The following is a 20,464-nucleotide window of genomic DNA, read 5'->3' as shown; positions in this document are numbered from 1 at the left end:
AGCCGGAGATTTCGGGATCACTCACTCCTCCCGCAGCGCGGCGAGCACGGCTTTCGCGGTGGCCACGCCGATGCCGGGTACCTCGGTGATCTGCTCCACCGTCGCCTCCTTCAACTTGGCCACCGAACCGAAATGAGTGACCAGCGCGGTCCGGCGCGCCGCGCCGAGCCCGCGCACCGAATCCAGCGCCGAGGCCGTCATCCGCCGCGAGCGTTTGCTGCGATGGAAGGTGATGGCGAAACGGTGCGCCTCGTCGCGGACCCGTTGCAGCAGGAACAGCGCCTCGCTGTTGCGCGGCATGATCACCGGATCGGGTTCGCCGGGCACCCACACCTCCTCCAGACGTTTGGCGAGGCCGATCACCGCGACATCGGTGATGCCGAAACCGTCGAGCACTTCGGCGGCGGCGGCGACCTGCGGCGCGCCGCCGTCGACGACATACAGGTTCGGCGGGTAGGCGAACTTGCGCGGGCGTCCGGTGCGCGGGTCGATGCCGGGCCGCGAGGTCAGTTCGATCTCGTCGGCGTCGTCGGGCGGAATCGAGTCCACCGCGGAGGTTTCGACGACGACCGTCGAGCCGCCGAGCGGCGAAACCCCGGCTTCGCTCCCGGCCGGTCCTTCGGTTCCGACGAGAGGAACGGCGGTCGCGCCGTCGAGTTCCTCGCGCTCGGCCTCGTCGCGCTCCTTGCGGAGCCGGTAGAACCGCCGCCTCGTCACCTCCGCGATGCTGCCGACGTCGTCGGAACGCCCACCGCCCGCGGCCTCCTTGATCGCGTAGTGCCGGTATTCGGACTTGCGCGGCAGACCGTCCTCGAAGACGACCAGCGAGGCCACCACGTCGGTGCCCTGCACGTGGCTGATGTCGACGCACTCGATGCGCAGCGGCGCGGTGTCCAGATCGAGCGCGTCCTGGATGTCCTGCAGCGCCGCCGAACGCGAGGTCAGGTCGCCCGCGCGCTTCAGCTTGTGCTGGGCGAGGGCTTCCATGGCGTTGCGCTGCACGGTCTCGGCGAGCGCCTTCTTGTCGCCACGCTGCGGGACGCGCAGCTGCACCGCCGAACCGCGCAGCTTGCTCAGCCACTCCTGGATCTGCTCGTGGTCCGCGGGCAGCTCGGGGACGAGCACCTCGCGCGGGACCACGGTCGCGGGCTGCTCGTCGGGACTCTGATCGGCATAGGAGACCTGCTCGCCGTAGAACTGGGTGAGGAACTGTTCGACCAGCGCGGCCAGCTCGCCGCCGGGCTCCGCGGTGTCGACGGCGTCGCCCGCCTTGTCCACCACCCAACCGCGCTGACCGCGCACCCGGCCGTCGCGGACATGGAAGATCTGCACCGCCACCTCCAATTCATCGGTGGCGAAGGCGATCACGTCGGCGTCGGTGCCGGTGCCGAGCACCACCGCTTGCTTCTCCAGCGCCCTGCGCAGCGCCTGCACGTCGTCGCGCAGCCGGGCCGCGGTCTCGAAGTCCAGATCCTCGGCGGCCTCGTGCATGCGCCGCTCCAGCTCGCGCACCATCCGGTCGGTGCGCCCGGCGAGGAAGTCGCAGAAGTCCTCCACGATGCGGCGGTGCTCGTCGGCGGTGACCCTGCCGACGCACGGCGCGGAGCACTTGTCGATGTAGCCGAGCAGGCACGGACGGCCGATCTGGTTGTGCCGCTTGAAGACTCCGTTCGAGCAAGTGCGCGCGGGGAACACCCGCAGCAGCAGGTCCAGCGTCTCGCGGATCGCCCAAGCGTGCGCGTACGGGCCGAAGTACCGCACGCCCTTCTTACGGGCGCCGCGGTAGACGAACAGGCGCGGGTACTCCTCGTTCAACGTCACCGCGAGCACCGGGTAGGACTTGTCGTCCCGGTAGCGCACGTTGAACCGCGGATCGAATTCCTTGATCCAGTTGTATTCCAGCTGCAGCGCCTCCACCTCGGTGGAGACGACCGTCCACTCCACGCTCGCGGCGGTGGTGACCATCTGCTTGGTGCGCGGGTGCAGCGAGGCGACGTCGGCGAAATAGGAATTCAGCCGACTGCGCAGGCTCTTGGCCTTGCCGACGTAGATGACCCGCTTGTGCGCGTCCCGGAATTTGTAGACGCCGGGTTCGACGGGGATCGTACCGGGGGCGGGGCGGTACCTCGATGGATCTGCCACTCGAACAGCCTATCGAGGCGGGGCGACAAGGTTGGTGTCCGTCCTGGCCGCGACTCCGCGACCAGGACCGGCGCTCACCTCGGGACGGCCAACCCGTGCGCCCGCAGCGCGTCGACGAGCGCGTCGGGCCGCTCCGCGGTCGGCAGCGGGTCGACGAGCGCGAAGCGCGAGCCGAGCGCGGTCGCGCCGCCGTCGGCGGGCGCGCTGTCGCCGACCATCAAGGCGCGCGCCGGGTCGACGCCGAGCTCGTTCAACGCGGCGAGGAAGATCCCCGGCTCGGGTTTGATCACGCCCACCTCGAACGAGAGCGCCACCGCGCCGACGAGCCGGTCCCATCCCCTGCTGCGGAACGCCGGACGGACGTCGAACGCGATATTGCTCACCACGCCCACCGGAACACCCTGTGCCGCAAGGAACTCCAGGACGGGTCCGGTGTCGGGGTACGGCGTCCAGGCGAGCGGATCGATCAATCTGCCGTAGAGCCGTTCGGCCTGCTCCTCGGTTGGCACGCCCGAGGAGCGCAGCACCTCAAGGTACGCGTGCCGGTGCAGCGCCGGGTCCAAATCCCTGTTGTCCCAGGCGTGTTGGCCCGCGGCGTCGAAGGTCATGAACTGCTCGACCGGCGCCGTCATTCGCCGCAGGATCTCGGCCTTGGCCTCGACGTCGAAATCCGCGCCGTCGGCGCCGACCAGCTCGTCGCCCCACGATTCGTCCTCCTCCAATCGAAAGATCGTCCCGGAGAAGTCGAAAAGCACGGCCTCGATATCCACCCGCACCAGCGTACCGACGCCGAGGCGAACGGTCCGGTCGAGCGCGGGCGGGGTTCGGGTGGGAGAGCGGCGCGACCGCGCGCACCTGGGAAAAACGGAATCTCACCGTCTGCGTGCGCGGTTCGGATCGTCACGGCAACTGACGGCCTCGCCCGAAAGCCGCACCGCTGTCGGCCCCGAGGGCTACAGTCCAGGCCATGACGCGCGCGCGACACATCTGGAGCGGAGCCGCCGCGGCCACGATGCTCACGGTCGGACTTCTCACCGGATGTACCACCACCGAGGAGACGACCACCGCCGAATGCACCAGCGCCCCCAACGGCACGCCGGTCGTCGCGGCGCCGCCGACCGCGGCGGGCACGGCGACCACCCAGAATCTCAGCACCAACCCCGAGATCGCCTCCGGTTATCGCAGCGGAATGACCGCGGTGCGCACCGGCTCGTACGCGGTCTCCACCGCGAATCCCCTTGCCACCGAGGCAGCCTGCCGAGTGCTGCGCGACGGCGGCACCGCGGCCGACGCGCTGGTCACCGCGCAGCTGGTGCTCGGCCTGGTCGAGCCGCAGGCCTCCGGCATCGGCGGCGGCGCGTTCCTGCTGTACTACGACGGCGCCACCAAGTCGGTCGAGGCCTACGACGGCCGCGAGGTCGCGCCCGCCGCGGCCACCGAGAACTATCTGCGCTGGATCAGCGACACCGACCGCACCGAACCGCAGCCGAACGCGCGCGCCAGCGGCCGCTCGATCGGCGTGCCCGGTGTGCTACGGCTGCTGGAGCTCGCGCACCGCGAGCACGGTAAGACCGGCTGGCGCGAGCTGTTCGATCCGGCCGTGGCGATGGCCGACGAAGGCTTCACGATCAGCCCCCGGCTCGCGGGCCAGATCGCGGAATCGGCGCGGGACCTGGCCAGGGACGAGGCCGCGAAACAGTACTTCCTGAATCCCGACGGTTCACCGAAGCCCGCGGGCGCCAAGCTGACCAACCCGGCGATGTCGAAGACGTTGAGCGCCATCGCGTCCGAGGGCGCGGACGCCTTCTACACCGGCGCCATCGCCGAGGACATCGTCGAGGCCGCCACCGCGGGGTCCGGCGGTCGCACTCCGAGCCTGCTCACCGCCCAGGACCTGGCGAATTACCAACCAAAGAAACGCACCGCGCTGTGCGGGGGCTATCGCGGGCACGAGATCTGCGGCATGCCCGCGCCCTCCTCGGGCGGCAGCACGGTCGCGGCCACGCTCGGCATTCTGGAGAACTTCGATCTGGCCGCGCTGAAGCCGGAATCCGTCGATCGCAACGGCGGCAAGCCAAGGGCCGAAGCGGTGCATCTGATCTCGGAGGCCGAGCGGCTCGCCTATGCCGACCGCAACAAGTACGTGGCCGACACCGATTTCGTTCCGTTGCCCGGTAATTCGGCGCAGACCCTGATCGACAAGAATTATCTGAAGCAGCGCGCGTCGCTGATCGATCCCGGCCGCAGCATGGGCACCGCGAAACCGGGCGACTTCGGACCGGTTCCGGTGGGGGTCGGCCCGCAGCCGCCCGAGCACGGCACCAGTCACATCTCCGTGGTGGACGAATACGGCAACGCCGCGGCGATGACCACCACGGTCGAGTCCGCGTTCGGTTCCTTCCACCTCGTCGACGGCTTCGTCCTGAACAACCAGCTCACCGACTTCGCCGCGGACCCGATGGACCCGGACGGCACGCCGGTGGCGAATCGGGTGCAGCCCGGCAAGCGCCCGCGCAGCTCGATGGCTCCCACCCTGGTGTTCGATCGCGGGCCCGACGGCGCACGCGGCGAGCTCACCCACGTCACCGGTTCGCCGGGCGGTTCGGTGATCATCCAGTTCGTGGTGAAGACGCTGGTCGGCATGCTGGACTGGGGTCTCGATCCACAGCAGGCGGTCTCGGCGGTCTCGTTCGGCGCGGGCAACACCCCGACAACCGGCGTCGGCGGCGAGCACCCCGCCATCGACGCGAGCGACAACGGCGACCACGACCCACTCGTCCTACGGCTCCGAGAACTCGGCCACCAGGTCTCCGTCGCACCCCAATCCAGCGGTTTGAGCGCGCTGCAGCGCGACGGACCCGGCCTGATCGGCGGCGCCGACCCGCGGCGCGAGGGCGCGGTCCTCGGCGACACTCGCTGAGTTCGAAACCGGACCGCCAGCGGGCGGCGAAGATCAGTCGCGCTCGGGCTCTTGCGCCCCCGCGTACTTCGCGCCGAGTTCGCGCAGCCGATCCATCGCGCGGGCGGCGTGGGCCTTGTCGTTGGAGCGGATCGCGAGCAATGGCACGTAGTCGTCGTCGACCAATTCCAGTCGCGCCCAGGACTTCTTGTCCGGGAAGGTCACGCCGCGGATGTGCTCCCAGCCGAAGAGGTGGTCGCCGAGAATGTTGCGCACCGAGACGCCACGGTGCCCGACTCGCACCCGCGGCCGGGTCAGCATCAGCACTCCGCCCGCGATGAGCACGCCGATGGTGACCATCGCGATCTGGTCGGCGAGCCGGAAGTTCACGCCGGTCGAGCCGCTTTGCAACCAGATGCCGCCCACCGCGAACATCGCCACGATCACGGCGGCGACGATCCGCGCGGTCAGCACCGACCGCCGCGGACGCACCTCGAAGTCCCAGTCGCCCTCGGTCGCGGCGCCGGACGACGGCGCGGCGTCGTTTCTCCTCCAGATGCGGACGACCGGCATGACTACGCGGGCTGCCGCAGCGCGCGCAGGGTGAGCGCGGCGTCCAGCGCCGCCGCGCAGGCCTGCTCGCCCTTGTCCTCGGCCGAACCGGGCAGCCCGGCGCGATCCAGCGCCTGCTCCTCGGTGTTGGTGGTCAGCACGCCGTTGGCGACCGGGGTCGCGGCATCGAGCGAGACCCGGGTCAGGCCCGCGGTCACCGCGTCGCAGACGTATTCGAAATGCGGTGTGCCGCCGCGGATCACGACGCCGAGCGCGACCACCGCGTCGTGGGTGCGGGCCAGTTCCTGGGCGACCACCGGCAGCTCCATGGCGCCCGCGCACCGCACCACCGTCACGTCGCGGACACCGGCCTGCTTCGCCACCCGCTCGGCATTGGCCACCAGCGTGTCGCAGATCTTGGTGTGCCAGCGCGAGGCGACGATGCCGAGCTTCAGGTCCTTGGCATCCGACAGCTCGAAGCTGGGTACGCCGGTGCCGCTCATCGTGTTCCGCCTTTCCGAAGGTGGTGGTTCACTGCGCCGTCTCGCCGAGATCGAGTTCGTCGAGACCGATCAGGTCGTGGCCCATGCGGTCGCGCTTGGTGCGCAGGTAGCGCAGGTTCTCGGCGTTGGCGCGCAACGGCATCGCGACGCGCTCGGTGATGCGCAGGCCGTAGCCGTCGAGGCCGACGCGCTTGGCCGGGTTGTTGGTGAGCAGGCGCATGGACCGGATGCCCAGGTCGACCAGGATCTGCGCGCCGGTGCCGTAGTCGCGGGCGTCGGCGGGCAGGCCGAGTTCCAGGTTCGCGTCGACGGTGTCGTGCCCGGAGTCCTGCAGCTGGTAGGCCTGCAGCTTGTGCATCAGGCCGATGCCGCGGCCCTCGTGACCGCGCATGTACAGCACGACGCCGCGGCCTTCCTTGTCCACCATCTCCAGCGCTGCGTCCAGCTGCGGGCCACAGTCGCAGCGCAGCGAGCCGAACACGTCGCCGGTCAGGCACTCCGAGTGCACTCGCACCAGCACGTCCTCGCCGTCGCTGATGTCGCCGCGCACCAGCGCGACGTGCTCGACCTCGTCGTAGATGCTCTGGTAGCCGACGGCGGTGAAATTGCCGTGCGCGGTGGGGATGCGCGCCTCGGCGACCCGCACCACCTGCTTCTCGTGCTTGCGCCGCCAGGCGATCATGTCCGCGATGGAGATCAGCGCCAGCTCGTGCTCGTCGGCGAAGACGCGCAGCTCCTCGGTGCGGGCCATATGGCCCTCGTCCTTCTGGCTGACGATCTCGCAGATGACGCCCGCGGGACGCAGACCGGCCATGCGGGACAGGTCGACGGCGGCCTCGGTGTGGCCGGGACGACGCAGCACGCCGCCTTCCTTGGCGCGCAACGGCACCACGTGACCGGGTCGGGTCAGGTCGTCGGCCTTGGCGTCGGCGTCGGCGAGCAAGCGCATGGTGGTGGCGCGGTCGGCGGCCGAGATGCCGGTGGTGATGCCCTCGCGGGCATCGACGGACACGGTGTAGGCGGTGCCGTGCTTGTCCTGGTTGGTCGCGTACATCGGCGGCAGGCCGAGGCGGTCGCAGTCGTCACCGGTCAGCGGCACACAGATGTAACCGGAGGTGTAGCGGATCATGAAGGCGACCAACTCGGGGGTGGCCTTTTCCGCGGCGAAGATGAGGTCGCCCTCGTTCTCGCGGTCCTCGTCGTCGACGACGACTACGGCCTTACCGGCCGCGATGTCGGCGACTGCGCGCTCGATGGTGTCGAACCTGGTCACGTCTGCTGTGCTCCATCTCGAATTAGGTGCCTCACTACAGTAAGGCCTGTCCCGTGCGCCCCCGGCGGCGCACCCGCACGCGTCGGGCTCAGCCGCGCTGCTGCAGTCGTTCGACGTACTTGGCGATGACGTCGACCTCGAGGTTCACGGTGGTCCCCACGGTCGCCGCGCCCAGGTTCGTCATCGACAGCGTGGTCGGGATGAGCGACACCTCGAACCAATCGCGGTTGCCGTCGGCGGCGGGCTCGTCGGCGATGCCCAGGCCCGAGACGGTCAGCGAGATGCCGTCGACGGTGATCGAGCCCTTCTCCACCACGTAGCGGGCGATCGAGTCGGGCAGCGAGACGCGCACGACCTCCCAGTTCTCCGAGGGGGTCCGCGAGAGGACGGTGCCGGTGCCGTCGACGTGGCCCTGCACCAGATGTCCGCCGAGACGGCTGTTCAGCGCGGCGGCCCGTTCCAGATTGACGCGCGAGCCCGCGCCGAGCCCGCCGATCGAGGAGCGGTCCAGCGTCTCCTGCATGACGTCGACGGTGAAGGAGTCGCCGTCGACGACCTCGACCACGGTGAGGCACACGCCGTTGACGGCGATCGAATCGCCGTGTCCGGCATCGGAGGTGACGAGCTTGCCCCTGATGGTCAGGCGCGCGGCGTCGGCCAGCTGCTCGGTGGCGACGATCTCGCCCAGCTCCTCGACGATGCCTGTGAACATGCGTGACTCCCTGTCGCGTGTGTACGTACGGTTGCGGAACAGCCGTGACCCGGCCGCTATTCCCGGCGTCCGGCGCCCTCCCAGAGTAACGACGCCCGGTCGCCGCGAGCCCGACGCAGTTGGTCTCCCGGCGGGTGCTCCTGTGCGTAGCACGGGCAACCTGGTCTCATCCGTTGGCAGGTACTCACGCAGAGAACCACACCATGAGCAGGCACACCTGCTCCCAGCATCCGAAACCGCAATTCTGCGACACACCGCGAAAACATCCCGGTGGACTTTTCCGGTCCACCCGACGACCGCATGCCGGCATTATTCGCAAACAATTCCGTACGGTCATACCGGAATTTCCCGGTTTCCTCGTCGACGACAATTGTTCAGCCAGACTTTCCGGGTATCCCCCGGTCGCTTCCGGCCCGTCCGCGTAACCTCGAATCAGTCCTGATGCCCAGCTCGAAACACGGATACACCAACTTCTTGCGCGGGGGCAGGAACGGAAGCAATATTGTTATGTAGCTGATTCCTACCGTTCAACTTCTGATCCGAGCAGTTCGCCGTCGAATACTTCGACAAGGCCGACGCCCGCTTCGTCCGGGTAGCGCCCCGAGGAGTTCGACACCGGGAAATCCACCACTCGAGGAAGTCAGAACAACACAGTGGGACAACACGAGTTCGTCAAAGATGGGGGTGCCGCGTGACCACGTTTCTCGATTCGACACTGGAAGTCCGCTGCGTGCAGTACCGGCGCGAGTTCCACATGCCCGCATCGATCGATCCCACGTCACGCCGCATCCTGCTACACATCGGCACCCATTTCGGCGCCATCACGATGCCCGCCGATCTCGGCGAACAGGTGCAACTCGAGCTCACCCGCGCGCAGATCGCCGCACCGGTCGTCCACCACCCGCGCGCGCGACGCTGGACGTTCATCACCGGTCCCGCCCGGCCCGATTCGCTCACCGTCGCCGTCTCGGCCGAACTCTTCCGGCTCTACGCGACGGTCGCCTGCACCGGAAGCCAGGTGGTGCTGCCCTCGCCCGACGACGAGCGCACCGGCTACCGCGTCTGGGTGCGCCCGCCGGAGAGCGCGACCACACTGCCGCCGCTGAACATCGTCATCGAGGCGACGCGAGCCCTCGGAGCCCCGAAAACCCGCGCCCGGTAATCGAATCCGACCCAGCGGCACTCGCCATGCGGGTACCGCGCCGATGTCTCAGTGCCAGACGGCGGCCGCCTGCCGCCGCAACTTCTGCACCGTGGCGCCGGGGTCGGCGGTGTTGTAGACCGCGGAGCCCGCGACGAAGCAGTCGATGCCCGCCTCGGCCGCCTGCTCGATGGTGTCGGCGTTGATGCCGCCGTCGATCTCGACGATCAGCCGCAGTTCACCGGCATCGACCAGCCTGCGCACCGTGCGCGCCTTGTCCAGCACGTGCGCGATGAACGACTGGCCGCCGAAGCCCGGCTCGACGCTCATCACCAGCAAGGTGTCGAACTCGCGCAGAATCTCCAGGTACGGCTCGATCGGCGTGTTCGGCTTCACCGAGAGACCGGCCTTCGCGCCCGCGGCGCGGATGTCCCGAGCCACGGCGATCGGGTCGTCGGTCGCCTCGGCGTGGAAGGTGACGTTGTGCGCGCCCGCCTCCGCGTACGGCGGGGCCCAGCGGCCCGGATCCTCGATCATCAGGTGGCAGTCCAGCGGGATGTCGGTCGCCTTCAGCAGGCTCTCCACCACCGGAAGGCCCAGCGTGAGATTCGGCACGAAATGGGCGTCCATCACGTCGACGTGCAGCCAGTCCGAGCCTTCCACCCGGCGGGCCTCGTCCGCGAGATGAGCGAAGTCGGCGGACAGGATGGACGGTGCGATCATCGGCTGGCCAGGGCGGGAAAACGTCGGAGAGGACACAGCCCGGCAGTGTACCGAGCCCGGATCACATGCCGTACCCCAGGGAATCGGTGATTGTCGGCGGCCTCCAGTGGGTAGCCTGGGCAGAGTGATCAACATTTCGGCGGAACAGGGGCTCTACAGCACCCCGGTGGAGATTCGGGTGGCCGCATCGGTCACACAGCTGCCCATCGTTCGCGGGCTCGCCGAAACTCTCGTCCTACTCAGCGATTTCACCCTCGACGAAGTGGCCGACATCCGGTTGGCCGTCGACGAGGTGTGCTCGACCCTGATCGCGCTAGCCGCGCCCGGCACCAGCCTGGACTGCCGATTCACCATCGGGGAGACCGAACTGCGGGTGGAGGTCACCGGCGTCGCCGGGTCCGAAGGGATGCCCGACCAGCGCAGCTTCGGCTGGCATGTGCTGCGCACGCTCACCGACGCGGTGGAGGCGACACAGAATTCGTACGATTCGGCGGTCTCCGGATATCCGACGACGGTGGAGTTCCGTCGGGTCCGGGGGAAGGCGTAGTGGCGGACGAGGACACCGTGTTCGACCAGGAACGTGATGAGAACGCCGAATCCGAGCCCACCGACGCCGCCGAGGACGCGGAAGCCGTCGCCGAAGCGGGGTCGGTCACCGGCTACGACGATCTGAACGCGCTGTTCGAGCGATTGGCCGGGTGCGAGCCGGGCACCGCCGACCACGCCGCGACGCGCGCCGAGCTGATCAGCCGCTGCATCCCGCTCGCCGACCACATCGCGCGCAAGTTCAGCGGCCGCGGCGAACCGTTCGACGATCTGACCCAGGTCGCGCGAGTCGGGCTGGTGCACGCGGTGGACCGCTTCGACATCTCGCGCGGATCGAACTTCCTCTCGTTCGCGGTGCCGACCATCATGGGCGAGGTCCGCCGCTACTTCCGCGACAACACCTGGGCCATGCGAGTGCCGCGCCGGGTCAAGGAAACCCACCTGCGCATCGGCGCGGCCATCGACACCCTCTCGCAGACCCTCGGCCGCTCCCCCACCGCCAAGGAGATCGCCGCCGAACTCGACGTGGATCCCGACGAGGTGACCCAGGCCGTCATCGCGGGCAACGCGTACCAGCCCAGCTCCATCGACGCGGCGGCGCTCGGCCGTGACACCGAGGCCTCGCTGCTGGACACGCTCGGCGAGGAGGAGTCCCAGTTCGACCGGGTCGAGGAGTACGTCGCCATCCGGCCGCTGCTCGCCGGACTGCCGGAACGCGAACGCCGTATCCTCACCATGCGGTTCTTCGAATCCATGACCCAGACGCAGATCGCCAAGCAGATGGGCATCTCCCAGATGCACGTCTCCCGGATTCTGGCGAAAACTCTTGCCCGCCTGCGGGAGCTGTCGAGCCGGGACTGACGGTTCAGCCCGCCGCGCGCTGTTTGCGGACCTTCACGGGTGCGGAGAGCCACCAGGCGGCATCGATCAGTTCGCGCAGTTGATCCGCTGCGATCCGGTCGAGATCGATGAGGATGTACGGATACCCGTCGTAGTGCGGCGTGGTGTAGAAGGCGGGATCGCCCGAGGCCAGCAACGCCTCCTTCTCCACCATCTCGCACAGCAGCACGAGCCCGCCCTCGGCCTCCGACCGCAGTCGCGCGAACCCCTTACCGCCGACTTTGAGCGCGGGGCTGCGCCACCAGGTCGACTCCTCGACCGCCGGGAGTTCGGTCGCGATCGTCACCACGTCTTGCCACGTCAGGGTCATGGAACCAGTGTGCGCGGGTGCGTGGGTCGGTGGATTGGACGGATGGAACGGGTCCGCCCGGCTCGGCCCGGGGCTGCCGCTCCGCCGCGGGACGGTCACCGTCGCCGAGCCGGTTGCGCGGCTGCGTCAGCCGCAGTGCGTTCAACCGGCTCGGCCGACACTCAACTCGGTTTGCGCAGCGCCGCCATGAACATGGCGTCGGTGCCGTGGCGGTGCGGCCACAGCTGGGCGGCGGGGCCGTCGCCGACGTCGGTGACGCCGGGGAGCAGGTCGCGGGTGTCGAGTTCGACCGCACCCGTGCGGCGGACGTGGTCGGCCACGATCGACACGGTCTCGGCCAGGTGCGGCGAGCACGTCGAGTACACCACCACGCCACCGGGGCGGAGCAGATCCCATGCCGCGGTGAGCAATTCGCGTTGCAGCACGACCAGGTCGCGCACGTCGGCGGGGCTGCGCCGCCAGCGGGCCTCCGGCCTGCGCCGCAGTGCGCCGAGGCCGGTGCACGGTGCGTCGACCAGGATGCGGTCGTAGCCGGGCTCGAGTCCGCTGTCGCGGCCGTCGACGACGTGCACCCGCACGGGCAGGTCGCGGGTGGCCTTGCGCACCAGTTCGGCGCGGTGTTCCGCGGGTTCGACGGCGTCCACCTGGAAGCGGTCGATCGCCGCGAGCGCGCCGAGCAGCGCGGCCTTGCCGCCCGGACCCGCGCACAGGTCGAGCCAGCGCCCACCGTCGGGGCCTTCCAGCGGGGCTCGGGTCAGGCTCAGCGCGACCAGCTGGCTGCCTTCGTCCTGCACCGCGGCCATGCCCTCGCGCACCGGCTCCAGCTTGCCCGGATCACCGCCCTCCAAGTAGACCGCGTAGGGCGACCAGCGGCCCTCTTCGCCGCCCGTGACCAGCGCCAGTTCCTCGGCGGTGATCTCGCCGGGCCGGGCGACCAGGTGCACGACCGGCCGATCGTCGTCGGCGGCGAGCAGGTCGCCCAACTCGCCCGCGCGGGCGCCGAGCGCGTCGGCGAACGCCTGGGCGATCCACGTCGGGTGCGCGTACTCGAAGGCCAGCCGTCCCACCGGATCCTCCGGCGCCAACGCCTCGACCCATTCCTCGGCGGTCTTCTCCCCCGCGCGTCGCAGCACGGCGTTCACGAAACCGGACTTGCCCGCGCCGAATTCGGCCCTGGCCAGCGCCACCGAGGTGTCGACCGCGGCGTGCGCGCCGATGCGGGTGCGCAGCAGCTGGTAGACGCCGAGCCGCAGCACGTCGAGCAGCGGTCCGTCGATCTCCTCGACCGACCGGCCCGCACCGTGCGCGATCACCGCGTCGAGCAGACCCTGGGTCCGGCAGGCGCCGTAGGCCAGCTCTGTCGCCAGCGCGGCGTCCCGTCCGGAGACGCGCCGGTCGCGAAGCAGGCCGGGCAGCACGAGATTCGCGTACGCGTCGCGCTCCCGGACCGCGCGCAGCACCTCAAGCGCGACCTCGCGCGCGGGGTCGACGGAACCGGCGCGCCGGGCGCGCTTGCCGGAAGTAACCTTCTCCGCCCCAACGGGTTTCGCCGCGCTCCGCCCGGCTCGCTCGGATCGTCCCGCGTCGTCCGCTCGCCGCTTGCCGTACGTCCCCGAGCCCTTCTCCGGCCGCTGGCGGCCGGAGGCGTCTGCCCGGCGCTCGGCACCGCCGGACCGGCGCTCGTCGTAGGACGCCGAGACATCCTCGGCCCCACGGCGACCAGCGGCGTCCGACTTGTACCCGCGATCGCTCGACCTGCGATCGCCATAAGACGCCGACCCGGCCTCAACTCCTCGCCGTCCGGAGGCGTCGGCGGCGGACCGGTATCCACCGCTGGAACGGTCCCCGGTGTCGCTCGAGCGGCGGCCGCCGTACGACGAGCCGGTCTCCGAAGTTCCGCGACGACCGAAGTCGTCCGCGCCAGACCTACGCCCCTCGGGCCGTCCGGCCCGCTTGTCGTCCCAGGCTCGTTCACGACCGCCCTTGCCACCGGGCGTCTGCGCCCGGTCGGCGCGACCATAGCCGGTCCGTCCTGCCTCGGAACGACCTGCGCCATAGCCGGATTCGCGCGCCGCGCGATCACCCGGCTTCTCCGTCCGCCGCGGTTTGCCCTCGAAACGACGGTCGGCTTGTCCCCGATAGCCCGACGCGTCCCGATCGGAGCGGTACGGCTTGCCTGACTCCGACTTCCGTTGCCCACCGCGGTTTCCGGCCGACGCCGAGTCACGATCGGACGACTTCCCCGACGCGGCGTCGCGCCGAGCCTCCTGCTTGCGGGCGGCGCGTTTGGCCCACCCGCCGTCGACATCGTCGGATTTGCGCGGCCGATCCACGGGGCTCATTCGACCACCGCGCCGGGCTGCAGACGGGCGCCGCGCGCCCAGTCGAGGGCCGCCATCATCCGCTTGCCTTGCGGCTGCACCTGATTCAGGCGCACGGCGGTAGTCGCGGTGCCGACGAAGACGCCGGTCTTGCGTACCTCGATGACGCGTTCGGGCAGCACCTCCTCCACCATCTCGACCGGGCCGAGCTTGAGGCGGGTGCCGTTCACCTCCGTCCAAGCGCCGGGCGCGGGGGTGACGGCGCGGATCCGCCTGCTGATCGCGAGCGCGGGCAGATCCCAGCGGATGTGACCGTCCTCCGCGGCCACTTTCGGCGCGTACGAGACGCCGTCGGTGGGCTGCGGCACGGCGTGCAGGGTGCCGTCTTCCACACCGTCCAAGGTGGTGGCGAGCAGGTGGGCGCCGGTTTCGGCGAGCTTGGCGAGCAGCGTGCCCGCGGTGTCGGTCACCGCGATCTTCTCGGTGACCACGCCGAAGACGGGCCCGGTGTCCAGACCCGCCTCGATCTGGAAGGTGGACGCGCCGGTGATCTCGTCACCCGCGTCGATGGCGGCCTGCACCGGCGCCGCGCCACGCCACGCGGGCAGCAGCGAGAAGTGCAGGTTGATCCAGCCGAAGCGCGGAATGTCGAGCACTTGCTGCGGCAACAGCGCGCCGTAGGCCACCACCGGACAGCAGTCGGGCGCGAATTCGGTGAGCTGCTCGATGAATTCGGGTTCGCTGGGGCGGCGCGGGGTGAGCACCGGGATGTTGTGCTCGTCGGCCAGCGTGGCGATCGGCGACCGCGTCACCTTGCGACCGCGACCGGCGACCGCGTCGGGCCGGGTCACCACCGCGACCACCTCGTGGCGTTCCGACTCGATGAGCTTGCGCAGCGAGGGCACGGCGGGTTCGGGAGTCCCCGCGAAGACGACGCGCATCAGCGGCCCCGTCCGAACGGTCCGGCCTGACCCGCACCGCGCGACTCGCGCACGGTGACGCCCGCGTTGAACCAGTCGGATTCCCGAATGGTGCGCATCGCCTCCTTGCGAGACGCCGGGTCGAGCCGGTCGATGAACAGCACACCGTCGAGGTGATCGGTCTCGTGCTGCACGCAGCGCGCCAGCAACTTCTCCGCGGCGAACTCGACGGGCTCGCCGTGCATGTTCACACCGGACGCCCGCACCCGCAGCGCGCGACGGGTGTCGTAGCGCAGCCCGGGAATGGACAAGCAGCCCTCGGGACCGACCTGTTCCTCGTCGCCGACCACCGTGTAGGTCGGGTTCACCAGATGCCCCGCGGCGTCGCCGGTGTCGTAGACGAACACCCGCAGCCCGACGCCGATCTGCGGCGCGGCCATGCCGACACCGCCGTCGTCGTGCATGGTGTCGGTCAGGTCGGCGACCAGCTGGCGCAGCTCACGATCGAATTCGGTGACCTCCGCCGCACGGGCGCGCAGAATCGGATCGCCGAACAGGCGAACGGGCTGAATGGTCACGGCGGCTCCCGGAAGCGGACGAACACGGTCGTCTCATTCTAGAGAGCGGCGCCGATCACCCCGATCTCCCCGACACAACGCCCCCGACCTGGTACAACTCACATGCGGACCGGGCGGGGTGTTCATCCCCTCCGCCCGGCCGCCCGAAAAGGTCCGGTCGACGCTCCACGGGTACCCCGAATCCGCTGGTCAGGAGCCAACTCAGGACACGTCGTCGCCTGGCGGTGACCGCACTGGTGCCTCGCATCGTCTGGGGCCGGATCGGGTCCAGCAGCATCCGCATCGCTGTCGTTCTGGTCATCGCCGCGGCCGCGTTGTGGCCGGCGGCGGCGATCATCTGGATCGTCCGAGCACGAGTCCGGTTCATCACACGACAAGCGCTGGCCTCACTGGCGGCGACTGCGGCCCACCGGGTCGAAGAGCTGCGCTATCTCCGGTCGATGCTCATCACGGCTTTGACGACTCTCGCGATCGTCGTGTCCATGAGCGTCATCAACACCGGCCAGCACGTATGCGAGGGCCGCGGTCTGCTCGTCGTGATCGCGCAGCAGCCGCATGACGGTGGCCGTGACGGGTTCTCGTCCTTCTTCTTGCCTTCGGTGATGACCACGGATGTATTCACGTTCCATCCCCGGACAAGGCGGCCAGCACGGTGAACACCACCCCGGGACGGGTCGTGAGAGCCCTAGGCGCGCGGCGATGTCGCGCAAACTGTGCAAACTGTGGTTGTTGCTACGCAGGTGCAACGCCATGGACAGCATGGCGTCATCGACCACGGCGGCGGCGCCGCCGATGGTTTTGCCGCGCTGACGACGGATTCGTGGCCTTCGAGGGTGCGGTCACCGGCGGAGCCGCGATTCCGAGAGGTAACCTGGGGCGCCCGGTACGGCGGGCAGGGATGTGGTTTGGCGCAACGCTGGGTGACGATCTGTCTGCCGCCGGATGCGATCGATGACGTGGAAGCCGCGATCACGCGAGTTCTCGCTCCATTCGAGATGCGGCAGGGGTACCCGGAACGAGATATTTGGGACACGTGGCGGATTCGGGATGGCGGAGTAGGAGCCGGGTTCTACGTCCGACCGGGTCATGAGGACGGTCCTCGGCTGATTCACGACGGCCACAACCAATTCGGCATCGTGCTGCCCCCCAAGCGAGGCGAGTGCGCGGGGGCCCGAAGTCCTTGCTGAACGTCGCGGTGCACAACCTGTCATGGCCCGATGTACTCACCCTGGACGGTTGGTGGGTCGAGTCGAGCGGCATCTGCCGACATAAGGATTGGGGCGAGATCACGTCCCGTGAGGACCAATCCGACTGCCCTATACCACCGAGCGGCATCGAAAGCTACCTGGAGACACTGCCCGACGACACAGTGCTTGTTCGGGTCAGTTGCCACGGCTAGCAGCACCCTCTCGTGCCGCATAGTGCGCGTTTCGAACGGCTATGGCCCGATGTCAAGCCGAATAATGGCGGCAGGCTTTCACCGATACGGCATCCCGACGGTCTGGGGTGCGTCAGGAATCACCGATCGCGGCAGTATCCGCACCCGAACCCCACTACCGCAGATAGTTCCTGAGTCGCTGGCGGCTGGAATGCTTATAGCGCCAAGGCTCGGGAGTTACCGCAGAAGCGGCAAACTATGTGCGGTAACTCCCCTAGCGTGACTTTTCTCGCCGATGTTCAGACCGCTGCCCCTGCGGTCGGATCCCCATTGGGTCGACCGCCCTGATGCTGTTGGTCGCAGCGGGCTGGCCGTTCATTGCCCCTTACTGAACGTCGCTTCGACCAGGGCGTCCGGTAGCAGCTCCTACCTGTGGTTACGTGACGTCCGTTGTATTCTGCGCAGTCTGGAAACCCCCTGATCATGCCGTCGCTGCGGAGCGGGTGATCGTCAGGCTATCGACAAACACCGACGTCACGCGACGCAAGCTAGGCCCACAAACGGAATCGGGGGCACGAAGAACGCGGGCACGCATAGTGGAAGCGCCAGGAAGTTGAACGTCCCGAGGAAAAGGGCGTCGTGCTGCTGCTCCGTGACGGGCGGGGGTGTCGGGTCAGCTGCTACAGCCACACCCGAACTGAAGGCGATGGTGGGAACAATTGCGAGGGCTGCTGCCATCGCGCGCCACTTCTTACTCATAACGTGCTCCAATCAATCAGCTGCTTTCAAAAGCCCTTGCCTGTTGAAGGGTTCCGCTAATGAGCACCGCACCACCAATTCTTCTCCTGTAATGCGCAGGAGATCACCCCCTCCCCCGGTTGAAAACACTCATACCTCGGGTTGAAGCAGACCGGGACAAGGGGGTCTTATTCGCAGACCTGCCAACCCCGTCCGTTACGCGAGCGGGCGCCGAGCAGCTCGCGCACCTCGTGCCGCCGTACTGCCCTGACGCTCGCGCCGCGGCAGGACGCAGCGGTGATCCGGCAGCGCGCTCGGCGACGACCGCGGTCGGGTGCCCGTTCGGACGTCCGGCGACGGGGGTGCTGTGCCAGCCGAGTTCGACGCCCGTTGGGCTGCGGCGTCGTTGTCGGTGTTCGCGCGCGCGGCGGTGATGCGTTGTCGCGCATGGTTGGGACTGATTTCCAGTAGTTCCCCGACCTCGTCGGTCTGTCCTTGGTCCCGGATCGCTGCCGCGGCGACGGCTTGTTGCGCGCGGTGTGCGGCGATCTGTTCGGCGGCTCGCTCTTGCACGCGGCTGATCTGTCGCCGCAACGCCTTGACCTCCGCGTCGCGGGTGGTTTCGCAGACGGCGATGGCTTCCCGGGCGGTGATGTACTGCTTGACGCCCGCGGTGATGCGTTGTTCGCGTTGGCGCGCTTGTTGGCGGCGGGCGCGAAGTCGATCGCGTGAACGCTCCAAGCGTTGACGGACTTCCGGACGACGTCGTGTGCGCGGAGACCGGTTCGGACGTGAGGAGGGCATGGACGAACTCCAGTTTCTGGGCCCGTCTGCCTGATTCTCCCGCACCCCAGCCTATCGAAAACCCAGAGCCTGGCACATCACGCCGCCGATTAATCAGATCGACCCGAAAGCTGGTCCAGCGCGGCGGATTCCAGCCTCGCGCGGCCACATGCTGCCCAGCATCCGGCGTCTTCCCGGAACTTCTTCCTGGCGATCTCCACGCTGTCGCGCTCCTCTACCGCCGTGCTCACACCAGGCACGGCGGCCGACGGCAACTGAGGCCCATTCCATTTTCACCAACCAAGGAGGCGGTCAATGACAACGACAGATCTTCTGCGATGCAGTGACCGCGTCGTGGGCTGCTTACCGGACCCGGCCCAACGAGCCAGGCTCGAAGAGATCCGCGATAACTCGAAGCCCGCGTCATGGACGCCAAACGCGAAAGCTAGTTCGGCGAAGTCGAAGGACTCCAAGTCAGCTACAGCGGCGTCAACGACAAACTCGCCCAGATCGACGCCACCGTGCGGCGGACGCTGGCGGCAACCGAACTCGGCATCCCTGGATTCGATGCCTTCTCCGGAAGGGCGTCTGCCCCAGGAAATTGAGTTCTGAGAACACACTCTGAAGCTTCAACAGTGAAGACCGATCCGGAGTGGCAACGCGTTCTGGAACAGTCGTTCCTCAGCGCTACACGGCCTCCAACACGAAGAACAGGAATCTCAGGAACGCCCCGGAGGAGGACTTGGCCAGCGCGTCGGGGAAGAGTTCGCGCGCGCCCGCTGCCGGAGGTGGTTCGCTGATGACCGCGGTGCGGAAGTCGGCTGCGATGAAGGCGTCGGTCATCGCGTGCAGCGGCCGATGCCAGTAGGTGAGCACCGCCTTCTGACCGCTGAAGGTGTATTCCTCGGAGTACTTGACAGTCGCGAAAATAATCGGCGTCGCGATAGAGCCATTTGAAGACGAAGGGATGATTGACGGAAATGATCAGCCGGCCGCCCGGCTGGAGCACACGCCGCACCTCGGCCAGCGGTGCGATCCAGTCCTCGAGGTAGTGCAGCACCAGCGACGCAACGACGTCGTCGAACGCGTTGTCGGGGAATGGAAGCGGACCGCCGATGTCCGCGACCTGCAAGGCCGCGTCGGCGCCGAGTCGCTGCCGGGCCAGCTCCACCATCTTGGCGCTGGAGTCGAAGCCGGTCACGATGGCGCCTCGCTCGCGCAGCGCCGCCAATATGGGGCCGGAGCCGCAGCCGGCGTCGAGGACCTTCCTGCCAGCCACATTTCCGGCCAGGTCCACGATCGCGGGCCGCGCGTATAGCCGTTGATGAGGTTGGTTTCGGTTTCGGCCGTATACCCCTCGGCGAAGCTGTCGTAGTTGTTTTCCACGGCCACGTCGGCGGGTCCGGCAGAACTCTCAGGAATGGCAGGCATGCGGCCCATCCTGCCGACCAACCAACCGGGAGGCCGGGAGATCATCTCACCCACCAGTCGCCCTGTGGGGCAGCAGGTCTCGTCAGCGCGGGTCGAGTGGCCAGCAAGGAACCCTTGCCACAACAAATCCGCCACCGACTACAAGATCAACATCTTGGTTCAGAGAAGCCTGAGTGCGTTGCTCGATGCTTCATGCCGATCCCCGGATGATCAACCGGCTCGACGAGCTAGAGGACGACCTGCTGCAACGACGTCAGCCCGCCGAGCCGAACGATGGGCCGGGGAAATCGAGGGCATCGACATGACCCTCACCTTCCTGCGCGCCGAACGAGACGACGCCAAGCGGCGATTGCAGCGGCCGACCGTCGCCCTCGGTCTGCCAGCAGCACCCCTTAGACAGGCAAGGGACTGAAATCCGTTCCGCGAAAGCCTCCCCGCACTTGCGGGTCCCTCACACAGGCTGAACAAGCACAGAGGCCTGGCCGTCCAGCAGGCGGCGGATCTGCTGGTCCGGATACGGGGTGCTCCGGCTCTCCTGCTGGAACGCACGCGTGAACGCGGACATCGCCGCGGCGATCGGCGCGTGCCGGGTGAGGACCGCGGCGGCCTCCTCC

18 protein-coding genes and 2 pseudogenes are annotated in these 20,464 nt (G+C 68.5%); 6 read left to right on the top strand and 14 right to left on the bottom strand.

Annotated features, from left to right (window positions below; genetic code table 11):
* Nucleotides 1–21 precede the first annotated feature (21 nt).
* Both uvrC and ABZV58_RS23220 read right to left on the bottom strand, forming a co-directional pair.
* Entirely contained in the window at nucleotides 22–2,142 is a 2,121-nt protein-coding gene (uvrC, locus tag ABZV58_RS23225) for an excinuclease ABC subunit UvrC (protein ID WP_355002248.1), read from the bottom strand.
* 74 nt (nucleotides 2,143–2,216) lie between these two features.
* Nucleotides 2,217–2,912 (bottom strand): HAD family hydrolase, encoded by a 696-nt coding sequence (locus ABZV58_RS23220; RefSeq protein ID WP_355002247.1) that lies wholly within the window; start codon nucleotides 2,910–2,912, stop codon nucleotides 2,217–2,219.
* A 197-nt stretch (nucleotides 2,913–3,109) separates the two neighbouring features.
* On the opposite strand from ABZV58_RS23220, the gene ggt reads away from it, so the two are divergent.
* A complete protein-coding gene (ggt, locus tag ABZV58_RS23215; RefSeq protein ID WP_355002246.1) occupies nucleotides 3,110–5,062 on the top strand; it encodes a gamma-glutamyltransferase in 1,953 nt (650 codons plus the stop codon).
* 33 nt (nucleotides 5,063–5,095) lie between these two features.
* On the opposite strand, the gene ABZV58_RS23210 is transcribed toward ggt, so the two are convergent.
* The 4 genes from ABZV58_RS23210 to ABZV58_RS23195 form a co-directional block, all read right to left on the bottom strand.
* Nucleotides 5,096–5,614 carry a PH domain-containing protein gene (locus tag ABZV58_RS23210; protein ID WP_355002245.1) on the bottom strand — a complete coding sequence of 173 codons (519 nt, stop codon included), beginning with the start codon at nucleotides 5,612–5,614 and terminating at the stop codon, nucleotides 5,096–5,098.
* Nucleotides 5,615–5,616: 2 nt separating this feature from the next.
* Nucleotides 5,617–6,096 carry a 6,7-dimethyl-8-ribityllumazine synthase gene (gene ribH, locus ABZV58_RS23205; RefSeq protein WP_355002244.1) on the bottom strand — a complete coding sequence of 160 codons (480 nt, stop codon included), beginning with the start codon at nucleotides 6,094–6,096 and terminating at the stop codon, nucleotides 5,617–5,619.
* Between the two features lie 28 nt (nucleotides 6,097–6,124).
* Nucleotides 6,125–7,369, bottom strand: a complete 1,245-nt coding sequence (locus ABZV58_RS23200; RefSeq protein ID WP_355002243.1) for a bifunctional 3,4-dihydroxy-2-butanone-4-phosphate synthase/GTP cyclohydrolase II — start codon at nucleotides 7,367–7,369, stop codon at nucleotides 6,125–6,127.
* Between the two features lie 88 nt (nucleotides 7,370–7,457).
* Nucleotides 7,458–8,081 (bottom strand): riboflavin synthase, encoded by a 624-nt coding sequence (locus tag ABZV58_RS23195; RefSeq protein ID WP_355002242.1) that lies wholly within the window; start codon nucleotides 8,079–8,081, stop codon nucleotides 7,458–7,460.
* 691 nt (nucleotides 8,082–8,772) lie between these two features.
* On the opposite strand from ABZV58_RS23195, the gene ABZV58_RS23190 reads away from it, so the two are divergent.
* Nucleotides 8,773–9,243, top strand: coding sequence for a hypothetical protein (locus tag ABZV58_RS23190; protein ID WP_355002241.1), 471 nt, complete (start codon nucleotides 8,773–8,775; stop codon nucleotides 9,241–9,243).
* A 48-nt stretch (nucleotides 9,244–9,291) separates the two neighbouring features.
* Here the strand turns inward: ABZV58_RS23190 and rpe are convergent, their stop codons facing one another.
* Complete coding sequence (gene rpe, locus ABZV58_RS23185) at nucleotides 9,292–9,945, bottom strand: ribulose-phosphate 3-epimerase (protein WP_141809930.1); 654 nt, start codon at nucleotides 9,943–9,945, stop codon at nucleotides 9,292–9,294.
* 124 nt (nucleotides 9,946–10,069) lie between these two features.
* On the opposite strand from rpe, the gene ABZV58_RS23180 reads away from it, so the two are divergent.
* Nucleotides 10,070–10,492 carry an anti-sigma factor gene (locus ABZV58_RS23180; RefSeq protein WP_355002240.1) on the top strand — a complete coding sequence of 141 codons (423 nt, stop codon included), beginning with the start codon at nucleotides 10,070–10,072 and terminating at the stop codon, nucleotides 10,490–10,492.
* Nucleotides 10,492–11,352 (top strand): RNA polymerase sigma factor SigF, encoded by an 861-nt coding sequence (locus ABZV58_RS23175; RefSeq protein ID WP_355002239.1) that lies wholly within the window; start codon nucleotides 10,492–10,494, stop codon nucleotides 11,350–11,352. Before ABZV58_RS23180 ends, ABZV58_RS23175 begins: the two co-directional genes overlap by 1 nt.
* Nucleotides 11,353–11,356: 4 nt before the next feature.
* Here the strand turns inward: ABZV58_RS23175 and ABZV58_RS23170 are convergent, their stop codons facing one another.
* The 4 genes and pseudogenes from ABZV58_RS23170 to def form a co-directional block, all read right to left on the bottom strand.
* Complete coding sequence (locus ABZV58_RS23170) at nucleotides 11,357–11,701, bottom strand: MmcQ/YjbR family DNA-binding protein (RefSeq protein WP_355002238.1); 345 nt, start codon at nucleotides 11,699–11,701, stop codon at nucleotides 11,357–11,359.
* A 161-nt stretch (nucleotides 11,702–11,862) separates the two neighbouring features.
* Nucleotides 11,863–13,188, bottom strand: a pseudogene (locus ABZV58_RS23165) (transcription antitermination factor NusB); the annotation flags it as partial.
* A gap of 851 nt (nucleotides 13,189–14,039) precedes the next feature.
* Entirely contained in the window at nucleotides 14,040–14,963 is a 924-nt protein-coding gene (gene fmt, locus ABZV58_RS23160) for a methionyl-tRNA formyltransferase (RefSeq protein WP_355002237.1), read from the bottom strand.
* Nucleotides 14,963–15,520, bottom strand: a complete 558-nt coding sequence (def, locus tag ABZV58_RS23155) for a peptide deformylase (protein WP_355002236.1) — start codon at nucleotides 15,518–15,520, stop codon at nucleotides 14,963–14,965. Before def ends, fmt begins: the two co-directional genes overlap by 1 nt.
* 224 nt (nucleotides 15,521–15,744) lie before the next feature.
* Here def and ABZV58_RS23150 point away from each other — a divergent pair, with 224 nt between their 5' ends.
* Nucleotides 15,745–16,176 (top strand): hypothetical protein, encoded by a 432-nt coding sequence (locus ABZV58_RS23150; protein WP_355002235.1) that lies wholly within the window; start codon nucleotides 15,745–15,747, stop codon nucleotides 16,174–16,176.
* Nucleotides 16,177–17,432: 1,256 nt separating this feature from the next.
* Here ABZV58_RS23150 and ABZV58_RS23145 read toward each other — a convergent pair.
* Nucleotides 17,433–17,657, bottom strand: a complete 225-nt coding sequence (locus ABZV58_RS23145) for a hypothetical protein (protein WP_355002234.1) — start codon at nucleotides 17,655–17,657, stop codon at nucleotides 17,433–17,435.
* Nucleotides 17,658–18,131: 474 nt separating this feature from the next.
* On the opposite strand from ABZV58_RS23145, the gene ABZV58_RS23140 reads away from it, so the two are divergent.
* Nucleotides 18,132–18,368, top strand: coding sequence for a hypothetical protein (locus tag ABZV58_RS23140; RefSeq protein WP_355002233.1), 237 nt, complete (start codon nucleotides 18,132–18,134; stop codon nucleotides 18,366–18,368).
* Between the two features lie 738 nt (nucleotides 18,369–19,106).
* Here the strand turns inward: ABZV58_RS23140 and ABZV58_RS23135 are convergent.
* Nucleotides 19,107–19,295, bottom strand: coding sequence for a hypothetical protein (locus tag ABZV58_RS23135; protein ID WP_355002677.1), 189 nt, complete (start codon nucleotides 19,293–19,295; stop codon nucleotides 19,107–19,109).
* Nucleotides 19,296–19,446: 151 nt separating this feature from the next.
* A pseudogene (locus tag ABZV58_RS23130) lies at nucleotides 19,447–19,698 on the bottom strand (class I SAM-dependent methyltransferase); the annotation flags it as partial.
* Nucleotides 19,699–20,464: the final 766 nt, after the last annotated feature.

It is taken from the genome of Nocardia sp. NPDC004654, assembly GCF_040609595.1.
Lineage (GTDB): Bacteria > Actinomycetota > Actinomycetes > Mycobacteriales > Mycobacteriaceae > Nocardia.
Note: the sequence above shows the minus strand (reverse complement) of the source record. Positions and strands in the feature narration are given on the sequence as shown.

Coding starts and splice junctions, on each gene's coding strand:
- ABZV58_RS23170 (WP_355002238.1), bottom strand. CDS start 11,701: ATGACCCTGACGTGGCAAGACGTGGTGACGATCGCGACCGAACTCCCG.
- ggt (WP_355002246.1), top strand. CDS start 3,110: ATGACGCGCGCGCGACACATCTGGAGCGGAGCCGCCGCGGCCACGATG.
- ABZV58_RS23145 (WP_355002234.1), bottom strand. CDS start 17,657: ATGAGTAAGAAGTGGCGCGCGATGGCAGCAGCCCTCGCAATTGTTCCC.
- rpe (WP_141809930.1), bottom strand. CDS start 9,945: ATGATCGCACCGTCCATCCTGTCCGCCGACTTCGCTCATCTCGCGGAC.
- ribH (WP_355002244.1), bottom strand. CDS start 6,096: ATGAGCGGCACCGGCGTACCCAGCTTCGAGCTGTCGGATGCCAAGGAC.
- ABZV58_RS23195 (WP_355002242.1), bottom strand. CDS start 8,081: ATGTTCACAGGCATCGTCGAGGAGCTGGGCGAGATCGTCGCCACCGAG.
- ABZV58_RS23210 (WP_355002245.1), bottom strand. CDS start 5,614: ATGCCGGTCGTCCGCATCTGGAGGAGAAACGACGCCGCGCCGTCGTCC.
- fmt (WP_355002237.1), bottom strand. CDS start 14,963: ATGCGCGTCGTCTTCGCGGGGACTCCCGAACCCGCCGTGCCCTCGCTG.